This is a genomic window from Alteromonas sp. 5NW40-0090, from assembly GCF_057552975.1.
Map to the genome: position 1 here is coordinate 166,860 of NZ_BAAJLT010000012.1, position 22,931 is coordinate 189,790.

Sequence of the window (22,931 nt, forward strand, 5' to 3'; positions counted from 1 at the left end):
GATAACGACACCAAACTCTCCTCTCCTATTAGCATGTTTTGTGGTAGATATAAGGCGTAACAAAAAAGGAAGACATCCCTATGCAAGAGTTATCTGCGACCCAAGACAAAAACTTGGTGAAAAAAGTTGCCTATCAGATTTTGTCCCATTTCGATAAGAGTTACCGTTGGTTCACCCGAATTACACGGGGCGCACAAGAAAGATTCGAAAAGGGTGATTGGAGAGAAACCCAGTTAGCTTCCAAAGAGCGGATTACTATCTATGAACAAAGCCTATCAGATGCTGTCGCTGAAATTTACCAACTCACTCAGGTGCATCAAAAAGATGATGCGTTTTGGCAAGAACTAAAAAAAGTATTTGCTTTACAGCTTGAGGGCCACCCGCAGTTTGAGCTGGCTGAAACATTCTATAATTCTGTAATTGGCCGCCTGTTTAAGCATAGAAAAATAGACAACGACATGATGTTCGTACTGCCCAGCCGGTGCTTTCTACCTGGCCAAGACCGAGACAAAGTAGTCAACAGCTTCGACACCACTACGACCGTGCGTGAAATGTATGAGTCGATATTTAAAATTTATCGTTACAATATTCCCTTTGAAAACTTTGAACGAGACTTACAAAACCTTGAAACAGCGCTTCGCGCACGACTGAATAAAGAGCAGTTAGCCAGTGTTCAAGCAGTAGAAATACTAAAACCTACTTTTTTCCGAGGCAAAGCCGCTTATTTGATTGGCCGAATTTGCATGCCCGATGAAACGCTGCCGTTTGTTATTGCAATGCGCAGGTACAACGAGCCCCATATGTTTGTGGATGCACTGCTGACCGATCGCAAAGACTTGAGCGTTATTTTCGGATTTGCGCGCAGCTATTTTATGGCTGATACCCAAAACCCTGCAGAAGTTGCCGCATTTCTCCAAGAGCTATTGCCAAATAAAAAGCACTTCGAGCTGTATATGGCAATGGGACACTATAAGCATGGTAAAACGGTTTTCTATCGCAATTTCTTACAGCACATGGAGGAATCGGACGACAAATTCGAAGCAGCGCCCGGTATTCGTGGCTTGGTTATGATGGTTTTCCATCTTCCCTCTTATGGTGTAGTTTTTAAGATAATAAAAGACGAGTTTGCTGAAAGTAAGAAGATCACCCGAGAGCACGTAAAAGAATGCTACAAGCTCGTAAAAATGTCAGACCGTGTGGGTCGAATGGCTGATACCCACGAGTACGTAAACTTCAGATTCCCGTTAGATAGAATTGAGGCGGAGCTAATTGAAGAGCTTAAGGAAACGTGTGCTTCGAGCTTAGAATTCACAGGATCCGAACTCATCATCAAACATATGTACATTGAACGGAAAATGACGCCTCTTAATCTGTATCTACAAGAAGAAACAGATGAAGAGAAAATTACCCGCGCACTAGATGAGCTTGGACTGTGCATTAAGCAAATTGCTATGGCAAATATATTTCCTGGCGATATGCTACATAAAAACTTCGGTATTACCCGTCATGGCCGCGTTATTTTCTACGACTATGATGAAATTTGTTTAATGAATGAGCGCAATTTTAGATCCCTGCCGAAATCTGACGATCCTTATGCTATTGATACGCTCTCAGTAGCGCCTAATGACGTATTCCCCGAGCAGTTCGAGCACTTCATTGTAGGTAAGCGCAAGTTCAAAGATATTCTAAAGTCGCTGCATGGAGATTTGATGACACCAGAGTATTGGCATGAAGTACAAAAGAAGTGTGCGCGCGGGGACGTTCAGCACTTTACCCCTTATAATCCAAGCATGCGTTTTGAAAGAAGTTAGGGAAAAAAGCGTTTGGTTATAAACTTGTCGCCACACTAGTTTGACATGGTCCAATTCAAAATATTAGTAAGCTGCTTACAAGGCTTTAATATTTACCCAAATTGTTGCTACATGCGAAAAAGCTTAAAAGTGATCGTTTCATTACTTAACACTCGTAAAAGTACATGAAAGCGATTTTGCTTTGCGTCTGCTTGTTTTTGCTTGCTGATAATCGATCGCAACACAACGGTGACAGCAACGCCAAATAAGTGTGTGAATGTAGATAAACAAAAGAAGCGTAATAATGAAAGTGCTACTTGTAGAAGATGATCCAAAGGTTGCCTCGCACATTGCAAATGGACTATTGGGTGAAGGGCATGAATGTATTACTGTAGGTGATGGAACATCCGGCTACCAGCAAGCGTCCAGTAACGATTTAGACGCTGTAATTTTAGATGTGATGTTGCCTGAACTCGACGGTTTTTCTGTTTTAGAAAAACTTCGCGAAGAAGGAAACACAACTCCTGTTTTGTTATTAAGTGCAAAAAGCCAAGTTGAAGACAAAGTGAAAGGCCTTAGAACAGGCGCTAACGATTATTTAACCAAGCCTTTTGCCTTTGAAGAGTTGCTTGCACGCGTTGAGGGCCTTGCTGGCCGCAACAAAGAGAGCGAAGACAAAACGCTTATTAAGGTTGGTGATCTCACGCTCGATTTAGTTAACCGCAAAGTGTTACGCGGCGATCAAGAGATTGACCTACAGTCTAAAGAGTTTCAATTACTTGAGTGCTTACTGCGTCATAAAGGCAAAGTAGTCACACGAAGCATGCTGCTTGAACAAGTTTGGAATTATCATTTTGACCCGCAAACTAACGTGATTGACGTTCACATTAGTCGTTTGCGACAAAAAGTGGATAAAGCGTTTAACGTTCCGCTTATCGAAACCGTAAGAGGTACAGGGTATCGAATAGCGGACGGGCTTGCATGATAGCGATACGCGACTTTACGCGTAGCTCAAGTTTTCGCGTAGGCGTATTGCTCACCACTCTGGCCTGTATAGCTATTGTTCTAATTGTTTATTTTTGGCGATTAACAAGCAGCGACTTGTTCATATCAGAGTCTAATGCTGCTGTTAATGCCAAAACAAACGCGCTTATCACTCTCTATGAAAACCTCGGTATTGACGCGGTAAAATCGGCGATAGTCAAAGACAATGGTCTACATTCGCCAAGTGGCTCAACAATCACCTCAGCTTCCGACCACCTACGTTCATTTGTTGCTCTGAGTAAAGACGAACAGGTAGTGGCTGGCAATTTGTCTACGATTCCCCTTGTTCTTGAGCGCCACAAAGGCGCTAGCTTTGACACCGCAGAAATAGTGATCACCCGCCCGAATAGCACAACGAGAAAAACGTTACGTCAGGCGTTAATGAGGGAAGTCACGCTTGGTGAGCACGTACTTTATGTTGGTCGTGGCATCGACGACTTATACAGCGCACAATGGTTTGGCAAAACCTTCAGTTGGATTATTGTAATTTTACTTGGCACATTGAGTGTTCTTAGCTTTGCCATCGCTGTTTATGTTGTTAATAGAATCAACCGCATGTCGCAGACCGCCGACAAAATAATAAAAACCGGCAGTCTTGAAGAGCGTTTGGAGATTGATAGTAATTGGGATGACCTGAGCAGTTTGTCATTTGTGTTCAATCAAATGCTCGATACTATCGAGAGTTCAGTCAACAATATAAAGTCAGTAACCGATAGCATCGCCCATGACCTTCGCACTCCATTATCTCGACTGCGCAACACGCTAGAAAAAATCGAAGACAATCAACTAAGGGAAGATACAACCCAAGAAGCGGACAATCTGCTTAACATGTTTAACAGCTTATTACGCATAAGTGGGCTTGAAACCACCAATAAGAAAGAAGGCTTTTGTTCCACTGACGTACGCGCCATTGTAGAGGACGTGGTTGACCTATATCACCCCCTTGCAGAAGAGCGCGATATTACCCTATCGAGCGAGCTCGATGCAGTTACAATGTTTGCCGATCCTAACCTACTATTTCAAGCTGTAGCTAACGTATTAGACAACGCCATAAAGTACTCTAACGAAAAAAGCGTGGTCACCGTACAGCTCTATACCACAGCAAGTCATATCGTAATTGCCGTGAACGATGCGGGAGTTGGCGTGGGTGAACATGAAATTGTGAATCTGGAACGCCGATTTTATCGGGCAGACGGCAGTAGAACTAGTAAGGGAAATGGGTTGGGCTTATCGCTCGTGTCTGCCATTGTGAAGTTACACGACGGCCACATTTGGTTTGTTCACGACCCGCTTATTAAAGGGCACGGGTTAGGCGTTGTATTTACATTCAAGCGCTGAGGCATTGTCTATTCCATTTGTTTTCGAGCAAATAAAGTTAATTAATGTGCTCAGCGCTCGTTACCAGTCAAACTTAATTACGTTTTAGTCTGCTTGCTTCTGCATAAAGATAGTCACTTCTGCCATCACAATGCCAAATTTGCGGATATACGAACGGTTCATCATAGTGCTGTCGTCAAATGCCCAAAACCAGTCGTCAAACGTCACTGAATAGGTAGTGTCGTCTACCGGCAAATCCATCTCATAATGAAAATTAAATGCATTACCAAAGCTTGTGCCTTTGGCAGGACCTTCAATGTCACTCGCGCGACCCACATAGCTATTATCACTCTGCTTTACAATGGTCCACGTACGGGATGTTGGGCCGTCGCCCACACCGTAATTAAAGGACTCATCAAGAGTTAACGTATCGCCATCAATTGACCCATCAATGTCTACTACGAACCGTTGTACCACCTCTCCCGAGCGATTCTGCACAATGCCCCAAGCTTTAACGTTCCCGTCAAAAAATTGCTCGATATCGAAAACAGGCGATACAGACTTGTAGTCTTCACCTTCCACAGAGACCGAGCATCCAGATAACCCCGCCACCGTTAAAGCAGCAATGCCCAAACCTACAAACAACTTCACAGTATTCTTTATCACTTTAGTAACCTTAATCAATTGACGAGCTAAACTTGGCATGTTGCTGATAAAGCGTCGACTTTATCCGTTTCCCAATAACTTCTTTCTAAATTTTGGCTCAGACGTTTTATCGCTTAACCAAATATCAAAAAAACGCTGTGTGAATGCTTTATCTTCGATTTCATCAGCCTTTTCACCATTCACGTAGAACACACTTGTGCCATCTTCGGTGGCAATACCAGTAATAACATCACCCTCGCTGACGTCTGGAAAGATACTATTCATCAAAGAAAGCCACTTATCTGAGTCTTCAGCCGATAAGTCCCCTTGTTTTTTCATTTCATCAATAGAACGCTGGGCGATTTTATTGCCTTCCAGGTCTCGCTGGTACGTTAACTTGAGAGCAAAAGGGGGCTGGTTAGCGTATTCACCTTCAGGCGCGTAAAGCTCACCGGTATACACATCCCAGAAGTAGTAAGAAAACATTCCTTTCCCAACGAGCTTTGCATTGGGAACATAATTGCTGATGTGCTTAGCATCTAGCTCTTGCGCAACCGCATTCTTTGACATGGTTAGCCCGCTTGTTGATAACGAAACAAAAAGAATGATAGAAAATATCTTCGCAACCTTGCTAGGGCTGTACATCGAATATCTCCACACGCCACTGACACTTTTTAGGGGCATGGATAAAGGCTTGGCTGACAGCTGGCGAAAAAGACCATACGTTTTTGTAACCATAATTGTGCTCTTATGACGCGTAACGAAAATTACGGGTCTTTTATTGAATTTCTATCTGGTTATACTCTTGCCTTCACACATTTGATCAACTGACACAAGGCTCTCGTTGTGCTTTCCCTTGATGCTTTTAAAATGTCACTAACCCTGCCGTCACCGCTAATCCCATTTAAGCCAAATTGGGAAGGTGCCGGCAAGGTATCCCTATTTGTTAAACGCGATGATGCTATTCACCCTGTGATGTCAGGTAATAAGTGGCGAAAGCTAAGTCATGCGCTCACCAGCCCGTTGCCAAAAACGATAGTGAGTTTCGGCGGCGGTTTCTCTAACCACCTGCATGCACTAGGCTTTGTTTGTCATAAATTGGGCATTCCTTTTAACGCCATTATTCGCGGTGACTACAGTGCTGCACCTACCCCCATGATTGAGGACTTGAAAAGTTGGGGCACCCGCATCGACTATGTAGACCGAGTCACTTACAAAAAGCGAAACGATAGTGCATATCTACTTCATCTTAAGCAGCAACAACCTGACGCGATGATCATTCCCGAGGGCGGGAGCCAAGCACAAGCGCTTCAAGGGATAAAGAACATGGTTGATGAAATTAACATAGACTTTGATTTTATTGTCGCTCCTGTCGCTAGTGGAGCCACTTTGGCGGGAATAGTCAGTGCATTAAATAAACGTAATAAAAATAATGCGAAAGAGACTCTCCATCACACTGGTTGCAAAGCTGTCGGTGTTGGCGTGCTGAAGGGTGAAGACTACTTAGAAGGATTGGTCGAACAATTTCTTCCAGCCTCGCTTGGGCGATCAAATTGGCATATTGAACACAACTATCACTTCGGTGGTTACGCCAAAGCGCCAAATGAGCTTCAAACCTTCTGCAACGATTTTAATAATACTTTCGAGTTTGATATCGAGCCTGTTTATTCCGGCAAAGCCTTCTGGGCGGTTAAAGATATGCTGGCTAAAGGTATGTTTGAATACGGGTCACGCATTGTTGTACTGCACACAGGCGGCTTGCAGGGTGCAAGAGCATTTCATCAATCTGCTACAGGATAGCCAAACGACCGCTTCAACTTTGCTTTAACCCCTTTTGCCTGCTGAAGCTGTTCACGAAGCACACCTATTTGACTGAAGTTGGCGCTAAGTGGATTGTCCTTAGGCATTTTTCCTACAATGCCGTACTTTATCCTTATCGTTTTGTCTTCTTCAGCGAACGTGCCGAATAACTTATCCCATATAATAAGCACGCCACCGTAGTTCTTATCGATGTATGGTTTATTCGTTGCGTGATGAATACGGTGATGCGTAGGCGTGTTGAAGATGCGCTCTACCCAGCCTAGGTTTCCAATCGTTTGAGTGTGTACAAAAAACTGATACGCCAGATTGATAGCGACAATGGCAAAGACCAGACTTGGCGAAAAACCAACAAGAATCATTGGTACCCAGAACAGCCACATGCCCACAAACGGATACAAAACGCTTTGCCTGAAGGCCGTAGTAAAATTCATTTTTGTTGAACTGTGATGTACCACATGGGCCAACCAAAACCAGTGTATGTTGTGTGACGCGCGATGAAACCAGTAATACAAAAAGTCTTGTAGGACAAAACCTGCAAAAAGTGACAGTGCACTGAGCTCTATTTTAAATAGCGAAAACTGGTGCAACCAAATAAAAAAAGGCATTAGTAGAAGCAAGACCAAAGCATCAGAGCCCTGATGCAATAGTGCAAGTAAGGCATTGTTCACACTGTCTTTTACATTGTAAAACTGTCGCGCTCTTTTAAATTCAATAAAGACACAAAGTAGAAAAACAGGGCTCAAGCCTAGCAAAATAAGTTCAACGGGGATCAAAGCGTGCTCCTAACTTATCTAGACATTGCTCTATATCGTTTTGCAACAGGCGCGTCAGTAACCAGTTTGGTACATACCAGGGCGCCCGACAGGTAATGCGATAAGAAACCTTTGTTGCATTTTCTTGCTGCGTGAACGCAATAACGCCCCTGTGAGCCTTCACTGGGAAGTCATCAACCACTCTATACTCAATGCCGTTGGTATCTGCATGAACAATCTCTTCTTTAAAGCGTACTCCCAGAATAGTGACTTCTCTTACGCAGCCCTTTCCGCCGCTAATCTCATTATCACTTTCTGCTTTCAATACCTTAAACGACGCGTTGAAAAAATCGCTTAAATTCTGGTGATCAAGCAGCGTATCGCGCAGTTCTTGTGGCGTTGCAGCAATTTTTTTTTGGTAGTAAACATCAACCATCTACGATATTTCCTTTTCTGACGGCTCCTAGCATAAATTGACATTTCTATTTTATCTTGCGTTAATGCGACAGTGTTTTTGTTATTTTGCGACAAGCATATGCCATCAGTTTCCTCAGCCTATATCCAAAGTACGGTGAGCTATTTAGTTAGCTTAGGCGTTAATGCCGACAATGTTTCGTTAACTACCCAAAAGCATGACTCACTGTCTGGCTCTTCACGTTTTGATATGAATTTATACGTTGAGCTGTTAAACCAAGGGGTCGCATTAACCAACAATTCGCTATTTGGTTTTGAGTTGGGTAAACATATTCAGGCGAAAGATTACGGAGTACTGGGTTACCTTGTTGAAAGTTGCGAAAACTTGGCTCAAGCCATTAATGCGCTAACCCGCTTTGACGCTTTAGTCGCTGACATTGGTACCACTAGCGTGTTTTTCGAACCTGACAATACCCGCGTTGAGTGGGTACCCAAAAGCGCCGATTGCAAGCAGATGGTATTGCGCAACACCACAGCCTGGGTAGCAACCGTCTACAAGATATTAGGTTCTGCCTGTAAACTGAATGCCGTCACCTTTACGTTTCCTTTGAGCGATTCGGAAAAAGCCATGCTAGCGATGTGGTTCAATTGTGAGGTGGTTGATAACGCCAACACTAATGCCATTATTTTTCCTCAGCACCTTTTACATATTCCATTTACCAGCGAGAATAAAGCGATGTTTAGTGCGCTGGTGAAAGTATCCGAAGAAGAACTAATGGCGAGCAAAGGCGGTGACCGTGCTCAATTTGCCAATAGCCAATTCAACGCCAATCGACATGAAGATATAAGTCATAAAGTCGTTGCGCTTTTAAAGGCTAATCCAACCTTAAAAGGCTGCGATCAGCAACGCGTAGCCCATGCACTTTTTATCAGTCCTCGCACCTTGCAGCGAAAATTGAAGCAAAGTGGCACCAGTTTTCAACAAATTCTCAATAGCGAACGCAAAGCCCGCTTAGATGATTTGCTGAAACATCACTCCATCGCTGATACTGCAGATTTATTGGGCTTTCAGGAACAATCATCATTAACCCACGCCTTTAAAAAGTGGTACTCGACAACACCACTGAAATACCAAAAACAACTTTTAGCGCGCGGATGAAAGGGTTTCAACTATGCTTTCATTCAACCTTCAACGCGCCTTATCAGAAAGAAAGAACAAACACACTGTAATCGCTCAACCAAGTCTATTAACCTTTTAGTACGAAAAAACAATGTTCACCTTTCGCAATAATGAATATTAAACTAATGTGACGTTGTAAGCGTAGGTATTAGCAAGTGTCTAGCAACGCTAACTCACAGGAGATGCGCTATGATCGACCGTCCAGTTACATTGCCAACGCCATTAAACGTACTCGTGTCGAAGTCACTAAGCTTATGTGAGCTTATTTTACCTGTATGCGATGTGTTTTACCCCTTTGCCGCCATCTATGAAAACGGCCGAGTAGGTTGTATTTTCAACGATGAAGCGCAAGATAAGAAGCGCGAGTCGCAGCTTATCGAGCAGCTTCAGTGGCGAATTATTGATACCACCACCGACACTAACAGCTATAGCGTATTAGTTTATGCTGCGGCAGTTAATACGCAAGACAGTAAAACGCTCGACGCCATTGCCATTGCCACTGCTACACCAAATCATGAAGAGCGTTTGATTCTTTACCCTTATTATAAGGTTGATGGCAAAATTGTAATTTCACCGCCAATAGACACGGTTACTCGCTAGTATTCTAGCGGTTTTAGACTCTTAAATGAGCAGAATAGCAGACACGTAGTGATTTCAAAAACGTGTCTGTTTTTGTATCGGCTCAAACATCAATGAAACGACGTACCTCGACATGGAACATAAATAGTAAATAATGAGGCCTTTGAAAGGTAGGCTGCTGGCTGGTGTGTAATACCTTTTACATTCGTTGTTACGATTAAAATTTTTTGTACTGTCATAGGCTGTCTTTGCTTGCCAAATCCCATTGGTCTGCTAGCATTCAGCCCAAAATTCATTAGCAAAATTAGGGATTAGTTATTATGTCTCGCGTTTTAATTATTGGTGCTGGCGGTGTTGCGTCGGTAACTGTGAAAAAATGTGCACGTTTACCGCAACATTTCGACGAAATTTACTTAGCAAGCCGTACGGTATCTAAGTGTGAAGCGCTACAACAAGAGGTAGGTGCAGATCGCGTCAAGGGTGTTTTCGCTGTTGATGCTGACAACGCAAAAGAAGTTGAAGCACTTATCAACGAAGTAAAACCAGACCTAGTAATCAACCTAGCGTTGCCGTATCAAGACCTTCCGATTATGGATGCATGTCTTGCAACTAATACTGATTACCTAGACACCGCCAATTACGAGCCAAAAGACGAAGCGAAATTCGAATATTCGTGGCAGTGGGCTTACCAGGACAAGTTTAAAGACGCGGGCATTATGGCCCTTCTTGGCAGTGGCTTCGACCCTGGTGTAACAAACGTTTACACAGCGTATGCAGCAAAGCATTACTTCGACGAAATCCACTACCTTGATATCGTAGACTGTAATGGCGGCGATCACGGTCAGGCTTTTGCGACTAACTTCAACCCTGAAATCAATATTCGTGAAATTACCCAGCGCGGTCGCTTTTGGGAAAATGGCGAGTGGAAAGAAACGGATCCACTGAGCGTACGTGAAGACTTAGACTATCAAAACATTGGTGTTCGTGCGTCTTACCTGATGTTCCACGAAGAGCTTGAGTCTATTGTTAAGCACTTCCCTACCCTTAAGCGCGCACGCTTCTGGATGACATTTGGCGATGCTTACTTAAACCACCTGCGTGTACTTGAAGGTATTGGTATGACTAGCATTGAGCCGGTTGAATTCCAAGGCCAGAAGATTGTACCTCTAGAGTTCTTAAAAGCAGTACTGCCTAACCCTGGCTCACTTGCCGAAGGCTACAGCGGTATGACGTGCATTGGTACTTACATCACAGGTATTAAAGATGGCAAAGAAAAAACTATCTTTATCTACAACAACTGTGACCACGCGAAGTGTAACGAAGAAGTGGGTGCGCAAGCAGTATCTTATACCACTGGTGTTCCTGCTATGATTGGCGCGGCGCTTATGCTTAACGGCACGTGGAAAGAAGCGGGTGTTTGGAACATGGAACAATTCGATCCAGACCCATTCATGGAAATGCTTAATGAGCACGGCCTACCATGGCACGTACTTGAATGTGAAAGCAGCCCTTTCACCAAATAATCGATATATCGGGGCGCTTAATTCAAGCGCCCTTTTTTGTTGACGCTATAATTGCATTGGAACCGACTTAAATTACCCTTGGTTATTCAACTGCACTGGCCCGCGTTTTTTTGAGCTAAGGCCAGTTATGTAATACATTAAGCGTTGCACAAATATTGAAAGTAGTTTTATTTTTTGGAGCTTTATCCCATTGACCGATTTAACGCAACGCACTGATATCCCCTCTCCTTGCTATGTATTGGAAGAAGCAAAATTAATTCGTAATCTTGAGCTGATGAAACAGGTTCAAGACGAATCTGGCGCACGTATTATCCTGGCGCTTAAAGGCTTCTCTATGTGGTCTTGTTTCGACATCATAAAACAGTATTTGCACGGAGCAACGGCCAGCTCGGTTTGGGAAGCAAAGCTTGCTGCAGAGATGGGTAAAGAAGTTCATGCTTATTCTCCAGCGTACAAAGTGAATGACGCAAAGGAATTGGCGGGTCTTGTTAATCACCTGTCTTTTAATAGTTTGACCCAGTGGCACGCGCACAAAGACGTGCTAGCAGACGTGTCGTTAGGCCTTCGCATAAACCCTGAGCATCAAGAAGCAGATACGCCACTGTACGACCCGGCTGCACCAGGTTCGCGCTTAGGCATACGAGCTAGTGAGCTAGAAGGCGTAGACTTATCGGGTATTGAAGGTTTTCATTGTCACAACCTTTGTGAGTGTGATTCTTTTGCTACTGCACGCACGCTTGAAGCCATTGAAAAGCGTTTTGGCAAATGGCTTGGTCAATTAAAGTGGTTAAACCTAGGTGGCGGACACCTGATGACCCGTGAAGGGTATGATGTTGAGCACCTCATCAAAACGCTAAAAGACTTTAAAGCCCGTTACCCACACCTAGACGTAATTCTTGAGCCGGGCTCTGCCGTTGCATGGCAAACGGGACCTTTAATTTGCGAAGTAGTTGATATGGTGGAAAACGGCGGGGATATCGCTATTTTAGACATTTCAGCTACTGCACATATGCCAGATGTACTGGAAATGCCTTATCGCCCTACAATTTTGGGCGCAGGCATGCCAAATGAAAAGGCATATGATGTGAAGCTAGGCGGTAACTCGTGCCTTGCCGGTGATGTTATTGATACCTATTCATTTGATGCGCCCCTTAAGGCTGGCGATCGTTTACAGTTTGAAGACATGATGCATTACACCATGGTAAAAACCACGTTCTTCAACGGTGTAGAACACCCCGCTATCGGTATTCTGCGCGCTAACGGCGACTTTGAACTGGTTCGCGAATTCAGCTACGAAGACTTTAAAGGTCGTTTGTCTTAAAACGTGGACTTCATTTGAAATGCATGCAACAAGCAAATTGATCAAATATTGATCAATTTGCTTGTTCCGTTTTCCCTGAAGTGCTATTTTGGGTTTGTTGAGTAGTCAAAAGGGAATTTCGACATACCAGCCCTATTCAAGGTGAGTCTCTAACTCCGTCGTCTTTTGTTCGACACCGAATTCAGGTGTTGTATCAAACCATCAAAAATTGCCTGTCTCGGTTATATCTTATCTTTATCAGAGGAATTGATCGTGAGAAGGAATAATCTAGGCTCAGACTGTGTAATTCATGTTCGCACATTCGCCAAACCCCTTGTATCTGTACTTGGTGCACTTCTTTTAACCACAGCATGTATGTCAACTACCCCCTCTATGGGAGGAGGAAGTTCAGGCGCAGTAAGTGGTGGCGCTGGCGGCGCTACGGCTTCTAATAATAATGCACAATTAGAGAATTGTGACGAAACACTCGGTACACTCAGTGTTTTTGAAGATACAAGTTTGCCCTGGTGGTCAGAGTATCGCAGAACTTACCCAAAACTCGGCAGTACCATACCTGTTATCAGATTAATGATTCAACAGTCTAACTGTTTCGTAATTGTTGAGCGTGGTCGCGCTATGAATGCAATGAACACTGAGCGTCAACTTATGCAGTCAGGGCAGCTTCGCTCCGGCTCTAATATTGGGGGTGGTCAGATGGTAGCAGCTGATTACACGCTTAGCCCATCTGTACTGTTTGCCGAAAAAACACAAGGTGGTAAAGCGATAGCAGGTGCCCTTTTTGGAACATTAGGCTCTATTGTTGGCGGAGGTTTTAGCAAAAACGAAGCGGCCACTTCTTTACTGCTCATTGATAACCGTTCAGGTGTTCAAGTTTCTGCTTCAACAGGCAGTGCCGCGAATCACGACTTTAGCTTATTTGGCGGCATGTTTGCTGGCGCAGCAGCAGGTGGCGCTGGTGGCTTCTCAAAAACGCCTGAAGGAAAAATGCTGGTCACTGCTTTTGCTGACTCTTTCAACCAGATGGTAATCGCGCTTCGCTCTTACAAAGCCCAAGAAGTTGAAGGTGGGCTAGGAAAAGGCGGAAGATTAACTGTGGGGGGCGCTAATGACCCCATGCCCGAGGCTACCGATGCACCTGCAATAACTACCTCAACGACAACAACTGCTGTCTATGTGGATAACACTCCTTCAAGGGTTACAGTTTCTGATCGCCGTTCTTATAACTTTGATGTGGATGAATACGATGAGAAAGCCTTTAACAAGTACTACGACTGGCTGAAAAACTATGGCCCGTTAATGACTGCGTTTGTTTCTTTCGACCCAGAAAATAAAAACCCTAACTGGCCAGGCGGAATGTCCATGGCGGCAGCAGCTACCATGCTTTTAACTCAGTTAGACTCTCATCGCATTGAACTGGAAGCATGGCCATATGAAGCTAGAGTTCAAGCTTGGAGAAAAATGGGAAGAAGGTTAGAAAGCCACACTGAGCTGTTTGAGCGCAACCGCACTTTAGCGCTTCGAAATGAAAAACTCGACGACGATGTTCGTCAAGTTATTGAAAGCATACAAGTAGTAACAAAAGAAAGCCTGTTTCCAGAAGGTATTTAGTGTATGTGCCAACTAAGTAAAGCCGCAAAAATGTGCGGCTTTTTCTATTTCCATCAAGATACTTCTTTAAGAAAAAATTCTTCTTTTCACTAATCTGCAATTCACTTTAATCAAAGCGAGGGGCACACTTTAAGTATTAAAGACTAGAGTACACCGCTACCCGACGCCACTTCAGTTCTATCGATCTCACCTTCAGCTAGTACGTCATCGTCTAATGCAATTTTAAAAGAAGTACCTGGTTTACCCTGTAGGCTGTAGCGAAAGCCGTACATCTCACCTTCGTTTAACGAGACTTCTGTCACATCATTTGGATGAATTAAATCATAAACGCCAGAGTCGTTCGCTTGAGAGAATATATCAACTAGCCATTTACCATCGGACATAGTGATCTTAAGTGTCTTTGTCATTTGCGCCTCCTTTAGCATTCAACCTGTTCTTCAGTAATGGTTGAAGTAGCATTTACTGCTTTGTATTTCGCAAATAGCGCTTAAGATCAATCTCGATTAAGACAATTTACTCTTTTGCATCTAGCCCTGCTTGATACAGTGCATTCTTTTTCAAATCGTAATGGCTGGCTACAACGGCTGCCGCCTTTTTAAGCGGCATATGTTCGCACAAGGTATTTAGCAGTGACATTGCATCATTGGGTATCGCTTGGTCACTTACCTTAGCAGGGCCTATCATAACCACGAATTCTCCCTTTTGGTGTGCAGCATCAGCAATGAGATAATCAATCACATCTTGCGCGCAACCACTCACATAGGTTTCGAAGGTTTTAGTAAGCTCCTTTGCTACTACAAGGTGACGTTCGCCTAAAACGCGCTTTATATCGGTAACCGTATCTAGAATTCTTCGTGGGGCTTCATAATAAACCGTGGTAAACGTTCTATCTAGAAGGGCTGACAGGACCCCTTCTCGCGCTTGCGTTTTAACCGGTAAAAAGCCTTCAAATATAAACTTGTCGGTGGGAAGTCCTGACGCACTTAATGCCGTTATGGCGGCACACGGCCCAGGTAGTGCGCTAACCGGAATTCCCTGCTCACGGCACTTGCGCACCAAAACGAAGCCTGGGTCGCTGATTAACGGCGTACCGGCATCACTAATTAATGCCACCGACTCACCGCCCTTTAGCCGCTCGCAAAGCATTGCTGTGCGTTTATCTTCATTATGCTCGTGAAGAGAAAGCGTCTTCGTGCCAATACTAAAGTGCTGTAAAAGCCTTGCGCTGTGACGAGTATCCTCTGCAGCGATCCAGCTTACTTCATTTAGTACGCGTATTGCTCTGGCGCTCATGTCATCCAAATTGCCGATAGGCGTAGGAACAATATATAAGGTGGCGGTGTCTGTCATAACAGTAGTTAAGTCTTACGTTGAATTCGAAGGTTATGCGATAAGTGTATCACGCCATTAGTCCAGATTATGCTGGCAAGCGTAGATTTTCATACTGGTTAAGATAAACTTGGCCTATAACGATGTAAAAGGAATGAAACTGTGCGTCATATTGGACAAGCTGGAAAAATTTTTACGCTAACAGCTGTTACTTCGGTATTACTGTTATCGGGCTGTGGAAGTACACCCAAAACTCAGTCAAAGCCTGTGGTGGTGGAACCTACCCCTGTTGAAACTACAGAGGTTGAAGAGAAGGTTACGCCCGAGCACAAACTCCTTGAAGCAAAAAAAATATGGGAACGTACCCGCAATAAAGAACAGCGCGATGCACTTTTGCTGCAAGCAGCCGATCTATACCTTCAAGACCAACAACCCGTACTAGCCCAGCAAGTGCTGTATGAGGTTAAAGAAGACGGTATTTCAGGGGGTAATCAGTCATATTATTCCCTGTTGGTTACGAAGGCCTATGCGGGAATGCCTAACGCCTCGGTAGAAGAACTATTGGCCATGTTGGATGGCGTAAAGGCTACAGGTGAAACCGCATTCCAAAAAGCAGAGCTTCAAACTCAGCTATTCACGCAACAAGGTAACTATGCCGCAGCAGCAAACAGTGTTCTGCAAACCAATCTATCGGACGAAGAGAAAGTACATCAGGTTTGGCAGTGGTTAACTACAATACCCAAAGACGGGCTTCATGAAGTAGGTCGAGCATACCCAGCCCTCGCCCCGTTTATCACACTTAGAGAGTTAACTGAAAAGAATGCGTCGTCTCCCGCATCATTGGCAAGAGAGCTTCAAAACTTTCAACAAGTTTATCGGGGCCACGTTTTAGAAAACACATTACCTGACAATGTACTCAAGGCGACACAACTTACCGACGCTGGTGCGAATGACATTGCAGTATTACTGCCTCTCTCTGGGCGGTTAGCGCGTACAGGACAAGCGGTTAAAAACGGGATAATGTCCGCCTACTACACTGATGTAGAAAAACGCCAAGATGAACACTTGCTTCCACATCTTCGTTTTATCGACACGAACGAGGTCGACACTCAGCATTTGCTTAATGAAATTGGCGACACTAAATTCATCGTTGGCCCGCTACTAAAAGATACCGTTGAAAGTTTAATTCCTAATTTACCTGTTGGCGTTAACGTACTGGCCTTAAACCGTCCAGAAGAACTCGCCGCTCCTGCAATTACAAACGGTACGTCACCAAACAATTCAGTGGTAGCATCGCCTAAGTCATTGCTAGATGACGACTTGCAAAGTTCTGGGAATGGACTAACTGCTGCCGAGGTACAAGGTGAGTTAGATACGCTAGACCTAGCGAATTCAATGAACTATTTCGGTTTAGCACCAGAAGATGAAGCCAAACAATTGGCAGAACATATTTTTAGCAAAGGCTATCGCGCGCCCATCGTTATCGCCGCTCAAAGCAGTTTGTATCAGCGAATGGACTCCACGTTTAAAAAATACTGGAAGTCGCTTAACGCTCAAGAGAACAAACGTCGTACCAACATTACTTCGGTCACATTTAACGATAGTAATTCGCTTCGCGAAGGTATCACTCAGGCCCTAGACGTAGCCCAAAGCAATGATCGCATTAATCAAATTGAGTATATGACCAACGATGAGGTGTATAACATGCCTCGAAGTAGACGAGATATTGATGCCATTGTCGCATTTGCGTCTCCGCAAGACACAGAGCTACTTAACCCAATTATAGAAGCGAGTTTAAATCCATACGATGGAAAACAAGTTCCTGTCTATGCTACATCGCGTTCAATGGATTACGACAGCGGAAAAAACCAATGGCGTGACCTTCAGAATGTACATTTTATCGACATGCCTTGGTTAATGCCTTCGCATAGTTGGCAACCTCTTCAACAAGAAGTAGAACAGGCATGGCAAAATCAAAATACTATGCAGAAGCGTTTGTTTGCATTTGGTTTTGACGCTTACCAATTGCTACCACAGCTAGGAATGCTCAACACGCTGAAATATCTCTCACACGAAGGGTTAACGGGTACGCTGTCCCTTAACCAGCAAGGTGAAGTAATACGCAAACAGCCACAAGCCATTATTCGTAACGAAAAAGTTCAAATGCTTTCGGAGTAAAACTATGTCAACACTGCAAGGGAATGCAGCAGAAGACAAGGCTTGTAAATATCTTATGGAACAAGGCCTTACTCTTCGGTGTCGAAACTACCACACGCGGCGTGGCGAGCTCGACATTGTAATGCAAGACGGCAGCACCATAGTGTGCGTTGAAGTAAAATACCGAAAACGAAATCAGTTTGGCAGTGCTTTAGAGTTTGTTACTGCCAAAAAACTACAACGAATTCAGGCTGCGTTTGGTTTTTATTTGTTAGATAATGGAATGAATCCAGCATCTACCCCCTTACGAATAGATGTTATTGCGATAGACGGTAGCAATCTTCAATGGTTAAAGAACGTAGGCTGAAAGCTAACGGTACTTTAAGAGGATTAAACAAGTGTGCTGGATGTAAACGCGTTCGAGAATAAATGGCAACGTCTTTAAAAAGTAAGGCATTACGTTTGTTTTATCTTAGTTTTACAAGCTTTCATTTATTTGATAAGAGTTTCTTAGGTTCCTACATATAATGAGTCACCCCAATAGAAAGATATCGCCTAGCAGTGTTGATGATCAAGAAATAGAGTTAATAGTTGGCAACTCAAGTGCCAACTTTTCTGGTGTAACATCCACAATGCTGCAAGTGACGTCGTTTCAAAAGCACATGATCAATTTACGTATCATGGGCAAGCACTTCGTTTCAGATCCAGCGATGACGATTACGTTTTGGGAGGTTGCCAAAATGTGTCGACGTCCGCTTAGTAATGGTAAATGGCGAATTTTTCATGCACGTCGCGTTGATGAGATGATTCAAGGCGTAATCCTTAAATATGTTTTTCGAGCCAAAATAAAGCTTGTATTTAGTTCAGCCGCTCAGCGTGAGCGTTCACCTTCAACGGTATGGTTAAGCAATAAAATGGACGCTGTTATTGCGATGAGTAACCGCTCCGCCAAGTATTTAAACAAACCACCTGCCAAGATAAATCTTCACGGTGTGCAAATAGACAACTACACGCCAGCCGAAAACAAAGAGAAAGCATGGCAATCATTAGGTTACGGCGGAAAATACGGTATAGGCATTTTGGGCAGAGTTAGAGAGCAAAAAGGTGTTCATCTTTTTGTGGAAGCGTGCATAAAAATTCTACCTAAATACCCTGATGTAAATGCGGTAGTGGTGGGCGCCATCTCTTCTAGCAACAAAGAGTTTGTTAATCAGCTTAAAGAGAAGGTTCTCGAAGCAGGTTTAACTGACCGAATTATTTTCACAGGTGAGTTGCCGTTTGAACAAATTCCGAAAATATTTAGTGCACTGTCGCTAGTTAGTGCTCTTAGCTATAACGAAGGATTTGGTTTAACTGTTCCTGAGGCCATGAGTGCAGGTGCGGCTGTACTAGCGACACAGGCTGGTGCATGGGAAGATATTGTAAGACCCGGCATAGACGGTTACATCGTGCCTACCCAAGATCAGCAATCTGTTACTGAACATATGGATTTACTGCTTTCAGATATGGATAAACTTGCGGAAATGGGCAAAGCTGGTCGCGAACACGTTGTAAAAAATTTCAAGGTTGAAGATGAAGCAAGAAACTTAGTTGAGTTTTTTCGCTCGCTTCAATAAATAACGACTAGGGCCCTTTCATGCCAAGCTGTGTTTACAAAGTAAGTTAGCGGGACTTGGGCAAATATTTCACAAGTACTGGTCGAAACGTTAAATCGTGCTTTTAACCACGATAGTACAGCTATCAGAAATCGACCTGTAGATAGTTGATGACAAAGAGACGTCAGATGATTGAACAAATAAAAGCGAATTTTACCGAGAGTATTCAGACAAAAATAGCAGCGTCGGAAACACTACCAGAGCACATTGAAAAAGCTGCATATATGATGGTTGAAGCATTAATAAGAGGGAATAAAGTGTTGAGTTGCGGCAATGGCGGCTCTGCGGGCGACGCTCAGCACTTTTCATCTGAAATGTTGAACCGCTACGAGCGCGACCGTCCTAGCCTACCTGCAATAGCGTTAAGTACAGACACCTCAACCATTACGTCTATTGCTAACGATTACAGCTACGACGAAATATTTGCTAAACAAGTGAGAGCTTTAGGTCAGCCCGGCGACATACTTCTAGCCATTTCTACTAGCGGTAATTCCCGCAATGTTATTGCAGCAATGGAAGCGGCACTTTCCCGCGATATGACCATAGTCGCGCTTACCGGCAAAGACGGGGGTGAGATGGCCGGCTTCTTGAGCGAACATGACGTAGAAATTCGCGTACCGTCTAATCGAACAGCGCGCATCCAAGAAGTGCACTTGCTGGTCATTCACAATTTATGTGAATGTATTGACGACAGCTTGTTCCCCTCAGATCACGGCGATGAGTAATTAAATTAACTATGAGTAAACACGTGAAAAACCTAGGACTATTGACTTCACTACTAGCCTTAATTCTTACATTGCAAGGGTGCGTAGTGGCCGTTGGCGCAGCCGGTGCTATGGCAGCTAAGGTCGCTAACGACAGACGCACGGTAGGTACGCAACTTGACGATCAGAATGCCGACGCAGCGATATCGTATCAATGGTCGAAAAGCGATGCGCTTAAAGCGCAGGCTAACCTTCAAGCTGATGTTTATAACGGTGTTGCGCTGCTTACCGGTCAAGCCCCCAATCAAGGACTTGTTAACGAGGCCGTTAGCCGTGCTCAGGAAGTCAGCTACATTAAGAAAATCCATAATCAAATACGCATTGGTGAGCCTATAGGTGCTGGTACACAAGCAAATGACCTCTGGTTAGCATCGAAAGTACGCACAAAAATTGTCGCAGATGAGCGCGTGCCTGCTTTACAAGTTAAGGTGGTGGTTCAAGATTCAGAAGTATTCCTGATGGGGAGATTAACCAATTTTGAAGCCACTGCCGCGGTAGATATCGCGCGTAATATTACGGGTGTAGCGCGCGTAGTGAGAGCCTTTGAAATTGTTCAATAAAGAATTTGCCACTGCCCTTTTAGTTGCAGGGGCACTCTTTATGGAAATCTTAGACGCCACGGTTATCACCACAGCACTACCTGTAATTGCTGCTGACTTCAATGTGCCGGCAGCTCACCTTTCTATTGGCGTTTCGGCTTACTTAGTAGCTGTCACGCTATTTATTCCGTTAAGTGGTTATGCCGCTGACAAATTTGGTGCCCGTACCATATTCGTAGCTGCGATTGTCGTATTTACCATAGCCTCAGTCCTATGCGGCCTTAGTACCAGCTTATTTGAATTTACTTTATCTCGTGTTCTGCAGGGTTTAGGCGGGGCTATGATGGTTCCCGTTGGAAGGTTGGTGGTTTTGCGGGACTTACCAAAAGAGAAGTTGGTAAAAACCGTAGCCATTATAACTTGGCCGGCGTTAAGCGCACCGCTTTTAGGGCCCGTTCTCGGTGGCTATATAGCGACTCACTTTAGTTGGCAGTGGATCTTTTACATGAATATTCCACTGGGTATCATTGCTATCATCGCGTCGCTGTACTTATTAAAAAATACCAAAGGCAATGTGGGTAAGTTTGATACTAAAGGCTTTTTACTTACTGGTGTCGGCTTTGCGTTATTTATGGCAGGCATTGAATTTCTAGCCAGTACCAGCGACAAACTTCTTCAATCACTTGGCATTATAGCTATGGGCCTTGTGCTCATGATGTTCGCGATAAGGCATGTAAAAAAAGCTGAGAACCCGCTATTCTCCTTTGACGCTATGCAGCACAAAACATTCAGACTCAGCGTTTACGGCGGTTCCGTAGTGCGTATAGCCCTTGGCAGTGCACCGTTCCTCGTGCCTCTAATGCTGCAGCTTGGACTCGGTTATTCGCCAGTAGAAGCCGGCTCTTTGTTACTTTGGCTTTTTGCTGGGAACTTAGCGATAAAGCCAGCAACTACGTGGATCATGAATACCTTCGGCTTTAAACGCGTACTTGTCGCCAACGGTGTGCTCATCGCGGTTGGTTTTGTCGCGCTGGCGCTGGTAAACCAAACCACGTCTTCACTGACAATTGCTACCATTTTGTTTGCTAATGGTATAACGCGCTCAATGCACTTAACGCTGCTGAATACTATCGCTTTTGCCGACGTACCGCCCAATAAAATGCGAGATGCGAACACGCTTGGCGCTATTTTAATGCAGATGAACCGCGGGCTGGGCATTACACTCTCTGCGCTAGCGATTGCCGCTGCAGCATTGATTCTGGGCCAAAGCGTCGATACGCCAAACCTACAAACGTTCACGCTATCCATGCTATTTATGGGCGCAATAGCGCTCGTGAGTATTTACGACAGCTTAATGCTTTCGAAAGAAGATGGCGACTCAGTGTTAAACAAGCGCAAAGCGAAAAAAGCCCGACAAACCTAACCTAGAGAACTGATGACAAATGTCACATGCTATTGGTGACGTTTGTGACTAACGCAAACTAGCGCGTTTTTGCATACTTTACCTATAAACATTACAACACTAGGTAAAGCAAATGGAACACCTCCTACATCACACTCCTGGAACCAATGTTGAGAGTTTCCCTCTTTCATTGGAAGAACAGCGTGAAGACTTCAAAAACAATAGATTCATTGCTATGCCGCTTGCCGGCACAATTGTTTGGGCCTTATTGGGAATTAGTGCCCCCTTTGTATCTGAACTCACCATAACTTGGATGCTTTATATAGGCGCAGGGGCAATTTTCTATCTAGGCGCAGGGTTGTCTTACCTTACTGGTGAAAGATTCTTTGCTAAAAGTGTTGCTAAAAACAGCTTCGACCGGCTTTTTTTCGTCGGCATGATCATGAGCCTCATGGTATTTGCCATCGCACTTCCCGTTGCGGCTATAGACCACACCACGGTGCCACTCAGCATTGGTATTCTAGCAGGTCTAATGTGGATGCCTTTATCGTGGGCTATAGAGCATTGGGTTGGCTATTTTCACACTATCGCTAGAACCTTCGGCATTGTTGTAGCTTGGTACTTGTTTCCAGATGCACGCGTAGAAGCAATTTCGGCGGTAATTGTCGCAGTTTACATTGTGTCGCTCATCACTCTTGAGCGTCGATTTCAAACAATCAAATCTCACTAACTTCACTTTAATAACAAGGAATAAACGATGACTTACTTACTTTTAGCGGTTGCAATTATCACTGAAGTTACGGCTACCATGCTGCTTAAAATGTCGAACGGATGGGAAAAATGGGCGTTCGGATACGGCGCTATATTTTTCTATACTGTATCAGGTATGTTGTTTGCCATGGTCTTAAAAAACATGGGAATAGGCGTCGCCTATGCCATTTGGTCGGGCATGGGTATCGCACTTATCACCGCTGCTTCGGTGGTATTTTGGAAACAAACTTTCGACATTTATGCCGTGCTGGGTATTATGTTAATCATCTCAGGCACATTGCTTATTACTAGCAAGTCTGCCGTTGTATTTCAGTAGGGAC

Annotated in this window: 23 protein-coding genes; 17 read left to right on the forward strand and 6 right to left on the reverse strand. The window is 44.2% G+C overall.

Features of this window, described 5'->3' with window-relative positions:
- The first annotated feature begins 80 nt into the window (after positions 1–80).
- The 3 genes from aceK to AC27KT_RS15710 all read left to right on the forward strand — a co-directional run bounded on the left by aceK (position 81) and on the right by AC27KT_RS15710 (position 4,172).
- Positions 81–1,811: a bifunctional isocitrate dehydrogenase kinase/phosphatase gene (gene aceK / locus AC27KT_RS15700; protein ID WP_487131499.1), complete on the forward strand. Its 1,731-nt coding sequence runs from the start codon at positions 81–83 to the stop codon at positions 1,809–1,811.
- A 283-nt stretch (positions 1,812–2,094) separates the two neighbouring features.
- Positions 2,095–2,775 carry a response regulator transcription factor gene (locus AC27KT_RS15705; protein WP_039218823.1) on the forward strand — a complete coding sequence of 227 codons (681 nt, stop codon included), beginning with the start codon at positions 2,095–2,097 and terminating at the stop codon, positions 2,773–2,775.
- The gene (locus tag AC27KT_RS15710; RefSeq protein ID WP_487131502.1) at positions 2,772–4,172 is read left to right on the forward strand and encodes a HAMP domain-containing sensor histidine kinase; all 1,401 of its coding nucleotides are present in this window, start codon (positions 2,772–2,774) and stop codon (positions 4,170–4,172) included. Before AC27KT_RS15705 ends, AC27KT_RS15710 begins: the two co-directional genes overlap by 4 nt.
- 84 nt (positions 4,173–4,256) lie before the next feature.
- Here AC27KT_RS15710 and AC27KT_RS15715 read toward each other — a convergent pair whose 3' ends face one another.
- Together AC27KT_RS15715 and AC27KT_RS15720 are read right to left on the reverse strand one after the other, a co-directional pair.
- Complete coding sequence (locus AC27KT_RS15715; protein ID WP_487131504.1) at positions 4,257–4,817, reverse strand: DUF3833 domain-containing protein; 561 nt, start codon at positions 4,815–4,817, stop codon at positions 4,257–4,259.
- A gap of 60 nt (positions 4,818–4,877) precedes the next feature.
- Complete coding sequence (locus AC27KT_RS15720) at positions 4,878–5,366, reverse strand: chalcone isomerase family protein (RefSeq protein WP_487131506.1); 489 nt, start codon at positions 5,364–5,366, stop codon at positions 4,878–4,880.
- A 276-nt stretch (positions 5,367–5,642) separates the two neighbouring features.
- On the opposite strand from AC27KT_RS15720, the gene AC27KT_RS15725 reads away from it, so the two are divergent.
- Positions 5,643–6,596, forward strand: coding sequence for a 1-aminocyclopropane-1-carboxylate deaminase/D-cysteine desulfhydrase (locus tag AC27KT_RS15725; protein ID WP_487131508.1), 954 nt, complete (start codon positions 5,643–5,645; stop codon positions 6,594–6,596).
- Here AC27KT_RS15725 and AC27KT_RS15730 read toward each other — a convergent pair.
- Both AC27KT_RS15730 and AC27KT_RS15735 read right to left on the reverse strand, forming a co-directional pair.
- On the reverse strand, positions 6,578–7,390 hold the full coding sequence (locus AC27KT_RS15730) for a sterol desaturase family protein (RefSeq protein ID WP_487131510.1): 813 nt from the start codon (positions 7,388–7,390) through the stop codon (positions 6,578–6,580). The two genes, AC27KT_RS15725 and AC27KT_RS15730, sit on opposite strands and share 19 nt — an antisense overlap.
- On the reverse strand, positions 7,377–7,805 hold the full coding sequence (locus AC27KT_RS15735) for an SRPBCC family protein (protein WP_487131512.1): 429 nt from the start codon (positions 7,803–7,805) through the stop codon (positions 7,377–7,379). Before AC27KT_RS15735 ends, AC27KT_RS15730 begins: the two co-directional genes overlap by 14 nt.
- Before the next feature lie 99 nt (positions 7,806–7,904).
- Between AC27KT_RS15735 and AC27KT_RS15740 the strand changes: the two genes are divergently transcribed.
- The 5 genes from AC27KT_RS15740 (at position 7,905) to AC27KT_RS15760 (ending at position 13,994) form a co-directional block, all read left to right on the forward strand.
- Positions 7,905–8,942, forward strand: a complete 1,038-nt coding sequence (locus AC27KT_RS15740) for an AraC family transcriptional regulator (RefSeq protein ID WP_487131514.1) — start codon at positions 7,905–7,907, stop codon at positions 8,940–8,942.
- A 210-nt stretch (positions 8,943–9,152) separates the two neighbouring features.
- The gene (locus AC27KT_RS15745; RefSeq protein ID WP_487131516.1) at positions 9,153–9,563 is read left to right on the forward strand and encodes a hypothetical protein; all 411 of its coding nucleotides are present in this window, start codon (positions 9,153–9,155) and stop codon (positions 9,561–9,563) included.
- Between the two features lie 299 nt (positions 9,564–9,862).
- A complete protein-coding gene (locus AC27KT_RS15750) occupies positions 9,863–11,065 on the forward strand; it encodes a saccharopine dehydrogenase family protein (protein ID WP_179984346.1) in 1,203 nt (400 codons plus the stop codon).
- A gap of 190 nt (positions 11,066–11,255) precedes the next feature.
- Positions 11,256–12,386, forward strand: a complete 1,131-nt coding sequence (gene nspC / locus AC27KT_RS15755) for a carboxynorspermidine decarboxylase (protein WP_487131518.1) — start codon at positions 11,256–11,258, stop codon at positions 12,384–12,386.
- Between the two features lie 252 nt (positions 12,387–12,638).
- The gene (locus tag AC27KT_RS15760; protein WP_487131520.1) at positions 12,639–13,994 is read left to right on the forward strand and encodes a CsgG/HfaB family protein; all 1,356 of its coding nucleotides are present in this window, start codon (positions 12,639–12,641) and stop codon (positions 13,992–13,994) included.
- Positions 13,995–14,137: 143 nt separating this feature from the next.
- On the opposite strand, the gene AC27KT_RS15765 is transcribed toward AC27KT_RS15760, so the two are convergent.
- Together AC27KT_RS15765 and rsmI are read right to left on the reverse strand one after the other, a co-directional pair.
- Positions 14,138–14,401, reverse strand: coding sequence for a hypothetical protein (locus tag AC27KT_RS15765; RefSeq protein ID WP_487131522.1), 264 nt, complete (start codon positions 14,399–14,401; stop codon positions 14,138–14,140).
- A gap of 106 nt (positions 14,402–14,507) precedes the next feature.
- Entirely contained in the window at positions 14,508–15,344 is an 837-nt protein-coding gene (gene rsmI / locus AC27KT_RS15770; protein ID WP_487131524.1) for a 16S rRNA (cytidine(1402)-2'-O)-methyltransferase, read from the reverse strand.
- 141 nt (positions 15,345–15,485) lie between these two features.
- Here rsmI and AC27KT_RS15775 point away from each other — a divergent pair, with 141 nt between their 5' ends.
- From AC27KT_RS15775 to AC27KT_RS15810, 8 genes are all read left to right on the forward strand, one after another.
- Positions 15,486–17,501, forward strand: coding sequence for a penicillin-binding protein activator (locus AC27KT_RS15775; RefSeq protein WP_487131526.1), 2,016 nt, complete (start codon positions 15,486–15,488; stop codon positions 17,499–17,501).
- Positions 17,502–17,505: 4 nt separating this feature from the next.
- The gene (locus tag AC27KT_RS15780) at positions 17,506–17,847 is read left to right on the forward strand and encodes a YraN family protein (protein WP_487131528.1); all 342 of its coding nucleotides are present in this window, start codon (positions 17,506–17,508) and stop codon (positions 17,845–17,847) included.
- 160 nt (positions 17,848–18,007) lie between these two features.
- Complete coding sequence (locus AC27KT_RS15785; RefSeq protein ID WP_487131530.1) at positions 18,008–19,096, forward strand: glycosyltransferase family 4 protein; 1,089 nt, start codon at positions 18,008–18,010, stop codon at positions 19,094–19,096.
- Positions 19,097–19,263: 167 nt separating this feature from the next.
- Positions 19,264–19,860, forward strand: coding sequence for a phosphoheptose isomerase (locus AC27KT_RS15790; protein ID WP_039218864.1), 597 nt, complete (start codon positions 19,264–19,266; stop codon positions 19,858–19,860).
- Positions 19,861–19,883: 23 nt separating this feature from the next.
- The gene (locus AC27KT_RS15795; RefSeq protein ID WP_487131533.1) at positions 19,884–20,459 is read left to right on the forward strand and encodes a BON domain-containing protein; all 576 of its coding nucleotides are present in this window, start codon (positions 19,884–19,886) and stop codon (positions 20,457–20,459) included.
- Between the two features lie 40 nt (positions 20,460–20,499).
- Positions 20,500–21,861 carry an MFS transporter gene (locus tag AC27KT_RS15800; protein WP_487131559.1) on the forward strand — a complete coding sequence of 454 codons (1,362 nt, stop codon included), beginning with the start codon at positions 20,500–20,502 and terminating at the stop codon, positions 21,859–21,861.
- A 112-nt stretch (positions 21,862–21,973) separates the two neighbouring features.
- Positions 21,974–22,570: a DUF7010 family protein gene (locus AC27KT_RS15805; RefSeq protein WP_487131535.1), complete on the forward strand. Its 597-nt coding sequence runs from the start codon at positions 21,974–21,976 to the stop codon at positions 22,568–22,570.
- 27 nt (positions 22,571–22,597) lie between these two features.
- Positions 22,598–22,927 (forward strand): DMT family transporter, encoded by a 330-nt coding sequence (locus AC27KT_RS15810; protein ID WP_071815800.1) that lies wholly within the window; start codon positions 22,598–22,600, stop codon positions 22,925–22,927.
- Positions 22,928–22,931: the final 4 nt, after the last annotated feature.

What these genes read in the sequence shown, in the direction of transcription:
- aceK (WP_487131499.1), top strand. Translation starts at nt 81, where the DNA reads ATGCAAGAGTTATCTGCGACCCAAGACAAAAACTTGGTGAAAAAAGTT.
- AC27KT_RS15705 (WP_039218823.1), top strand. Translation starts at nt 2,095, where the DNA reads ATGAAAGTGCTACTTGTAGAAGATGATCCAAAGGTTGCCTCGCACATT.
- AC27KT_RS15710 (WP_487131502.1), top strand. Translation starts at nt 2,772, where the DNA reads ATGATAGCGATACGCGACTTTACGCGTAGCTCAAGTTTTCGCGTAGGC.
- AC27KT_RS15720 (WP_487131506.1), bottom strand. Translation starts at nt 5,366, where the DNA reads ATGTCAAAGAATGCGGTTGCGCAAGAGCTAGATGCTAAGCACATCAGC.
- AC27KT_RS15735 (WP_487131512.1), bottom strand. Translation starts at nt 7,805, where the DNA reads ATGGTTGATGTTTACTACCAAAAAAAAATTGCTGCAACGCCACAAGAA.
- AC27KT_RS15740 (WP_487131514.1), top strand. Translation starts at nt 7,905, where the DNA reads ATGCCATCAGTTTCCTCAGCCTATATCCAAAGTACGGTGAGCTATTTA.
- AC27KT_RS15745 (WP_487131516.1), top strand. Translation starts at nt 9,153, where the DNA reads ATGATCGACCGTCCAGTTACATTGCCAACGCCATTAAACGTACTCGTG.
- AC27KT_RS15750 (WP_179984346.1), top strand. Translation starts at nt 9,863, where the DNA reads ATGTCTCGCGTTTTAATTATTGGTGCTGGCGGTGTTGCGTCGGTAACT.
- AC27KT_RS15765 (WP_487131522.1), bottom strand. Translation starts at nt 14,401, where the DNA reads ATGACAAAGACACTTAAGATCACTATGTCCGATGGTAAATGGCTAGTT.
- rsmI (WP_487131524.1), bottom strand. Translation starts at nt 15,344, where the DNA reads ATGACAGACACCGCCACCTTATATATTGTTCCTACGCCTATCGGCAAT.
- AC27KT_RS15780 (WP_487131528.1), top strand. Translation starts at nt 17,506, where the DNA reads ATGTCAACACTGCAAGGGAATGCAGCAGAAGACAAGGCTTGTAAATAT.
- AC27KT_RS15785 (WP_487131530.1), top strand. Translation starts at nt 18,008, where the DNA reads ATGAGTCACCCCAATAGAAAGATATCGCCTAGCAGTGTTGATGATCAA.
- AC27KT_RS15790 (WP_039218864.1), top strand. Translation starts at nt 19,264, where the DNA reads ATGATTGAACAAATAAAAGCGAATTTTACCGAGAGTATTCAGACAAAA.
- AC27KT_RS15800 (WP_487131559.1), top strand. Translation starts at nt 20,500, where the DNA reads ATGGAAATCTTAGACGCCACGGTTATCACCACAGCACTACCTGTAATT.
- AC27KT_RS15805 (WP_487131535.1), top strand. Translation starts at nt 21,974, where the DNA reads ATGGAACACCTCCTACATCACACTCCTGGAACCAATGTTGAGAGTTTC.
- AC27KT_RS15810 (WP_071815800.1), top strand. Translation starts at nt 22,598, where the DNA reads ATGACTTACTTACTTTTAGCGGTTGCAATTATCACTGAAGTTACGGCT.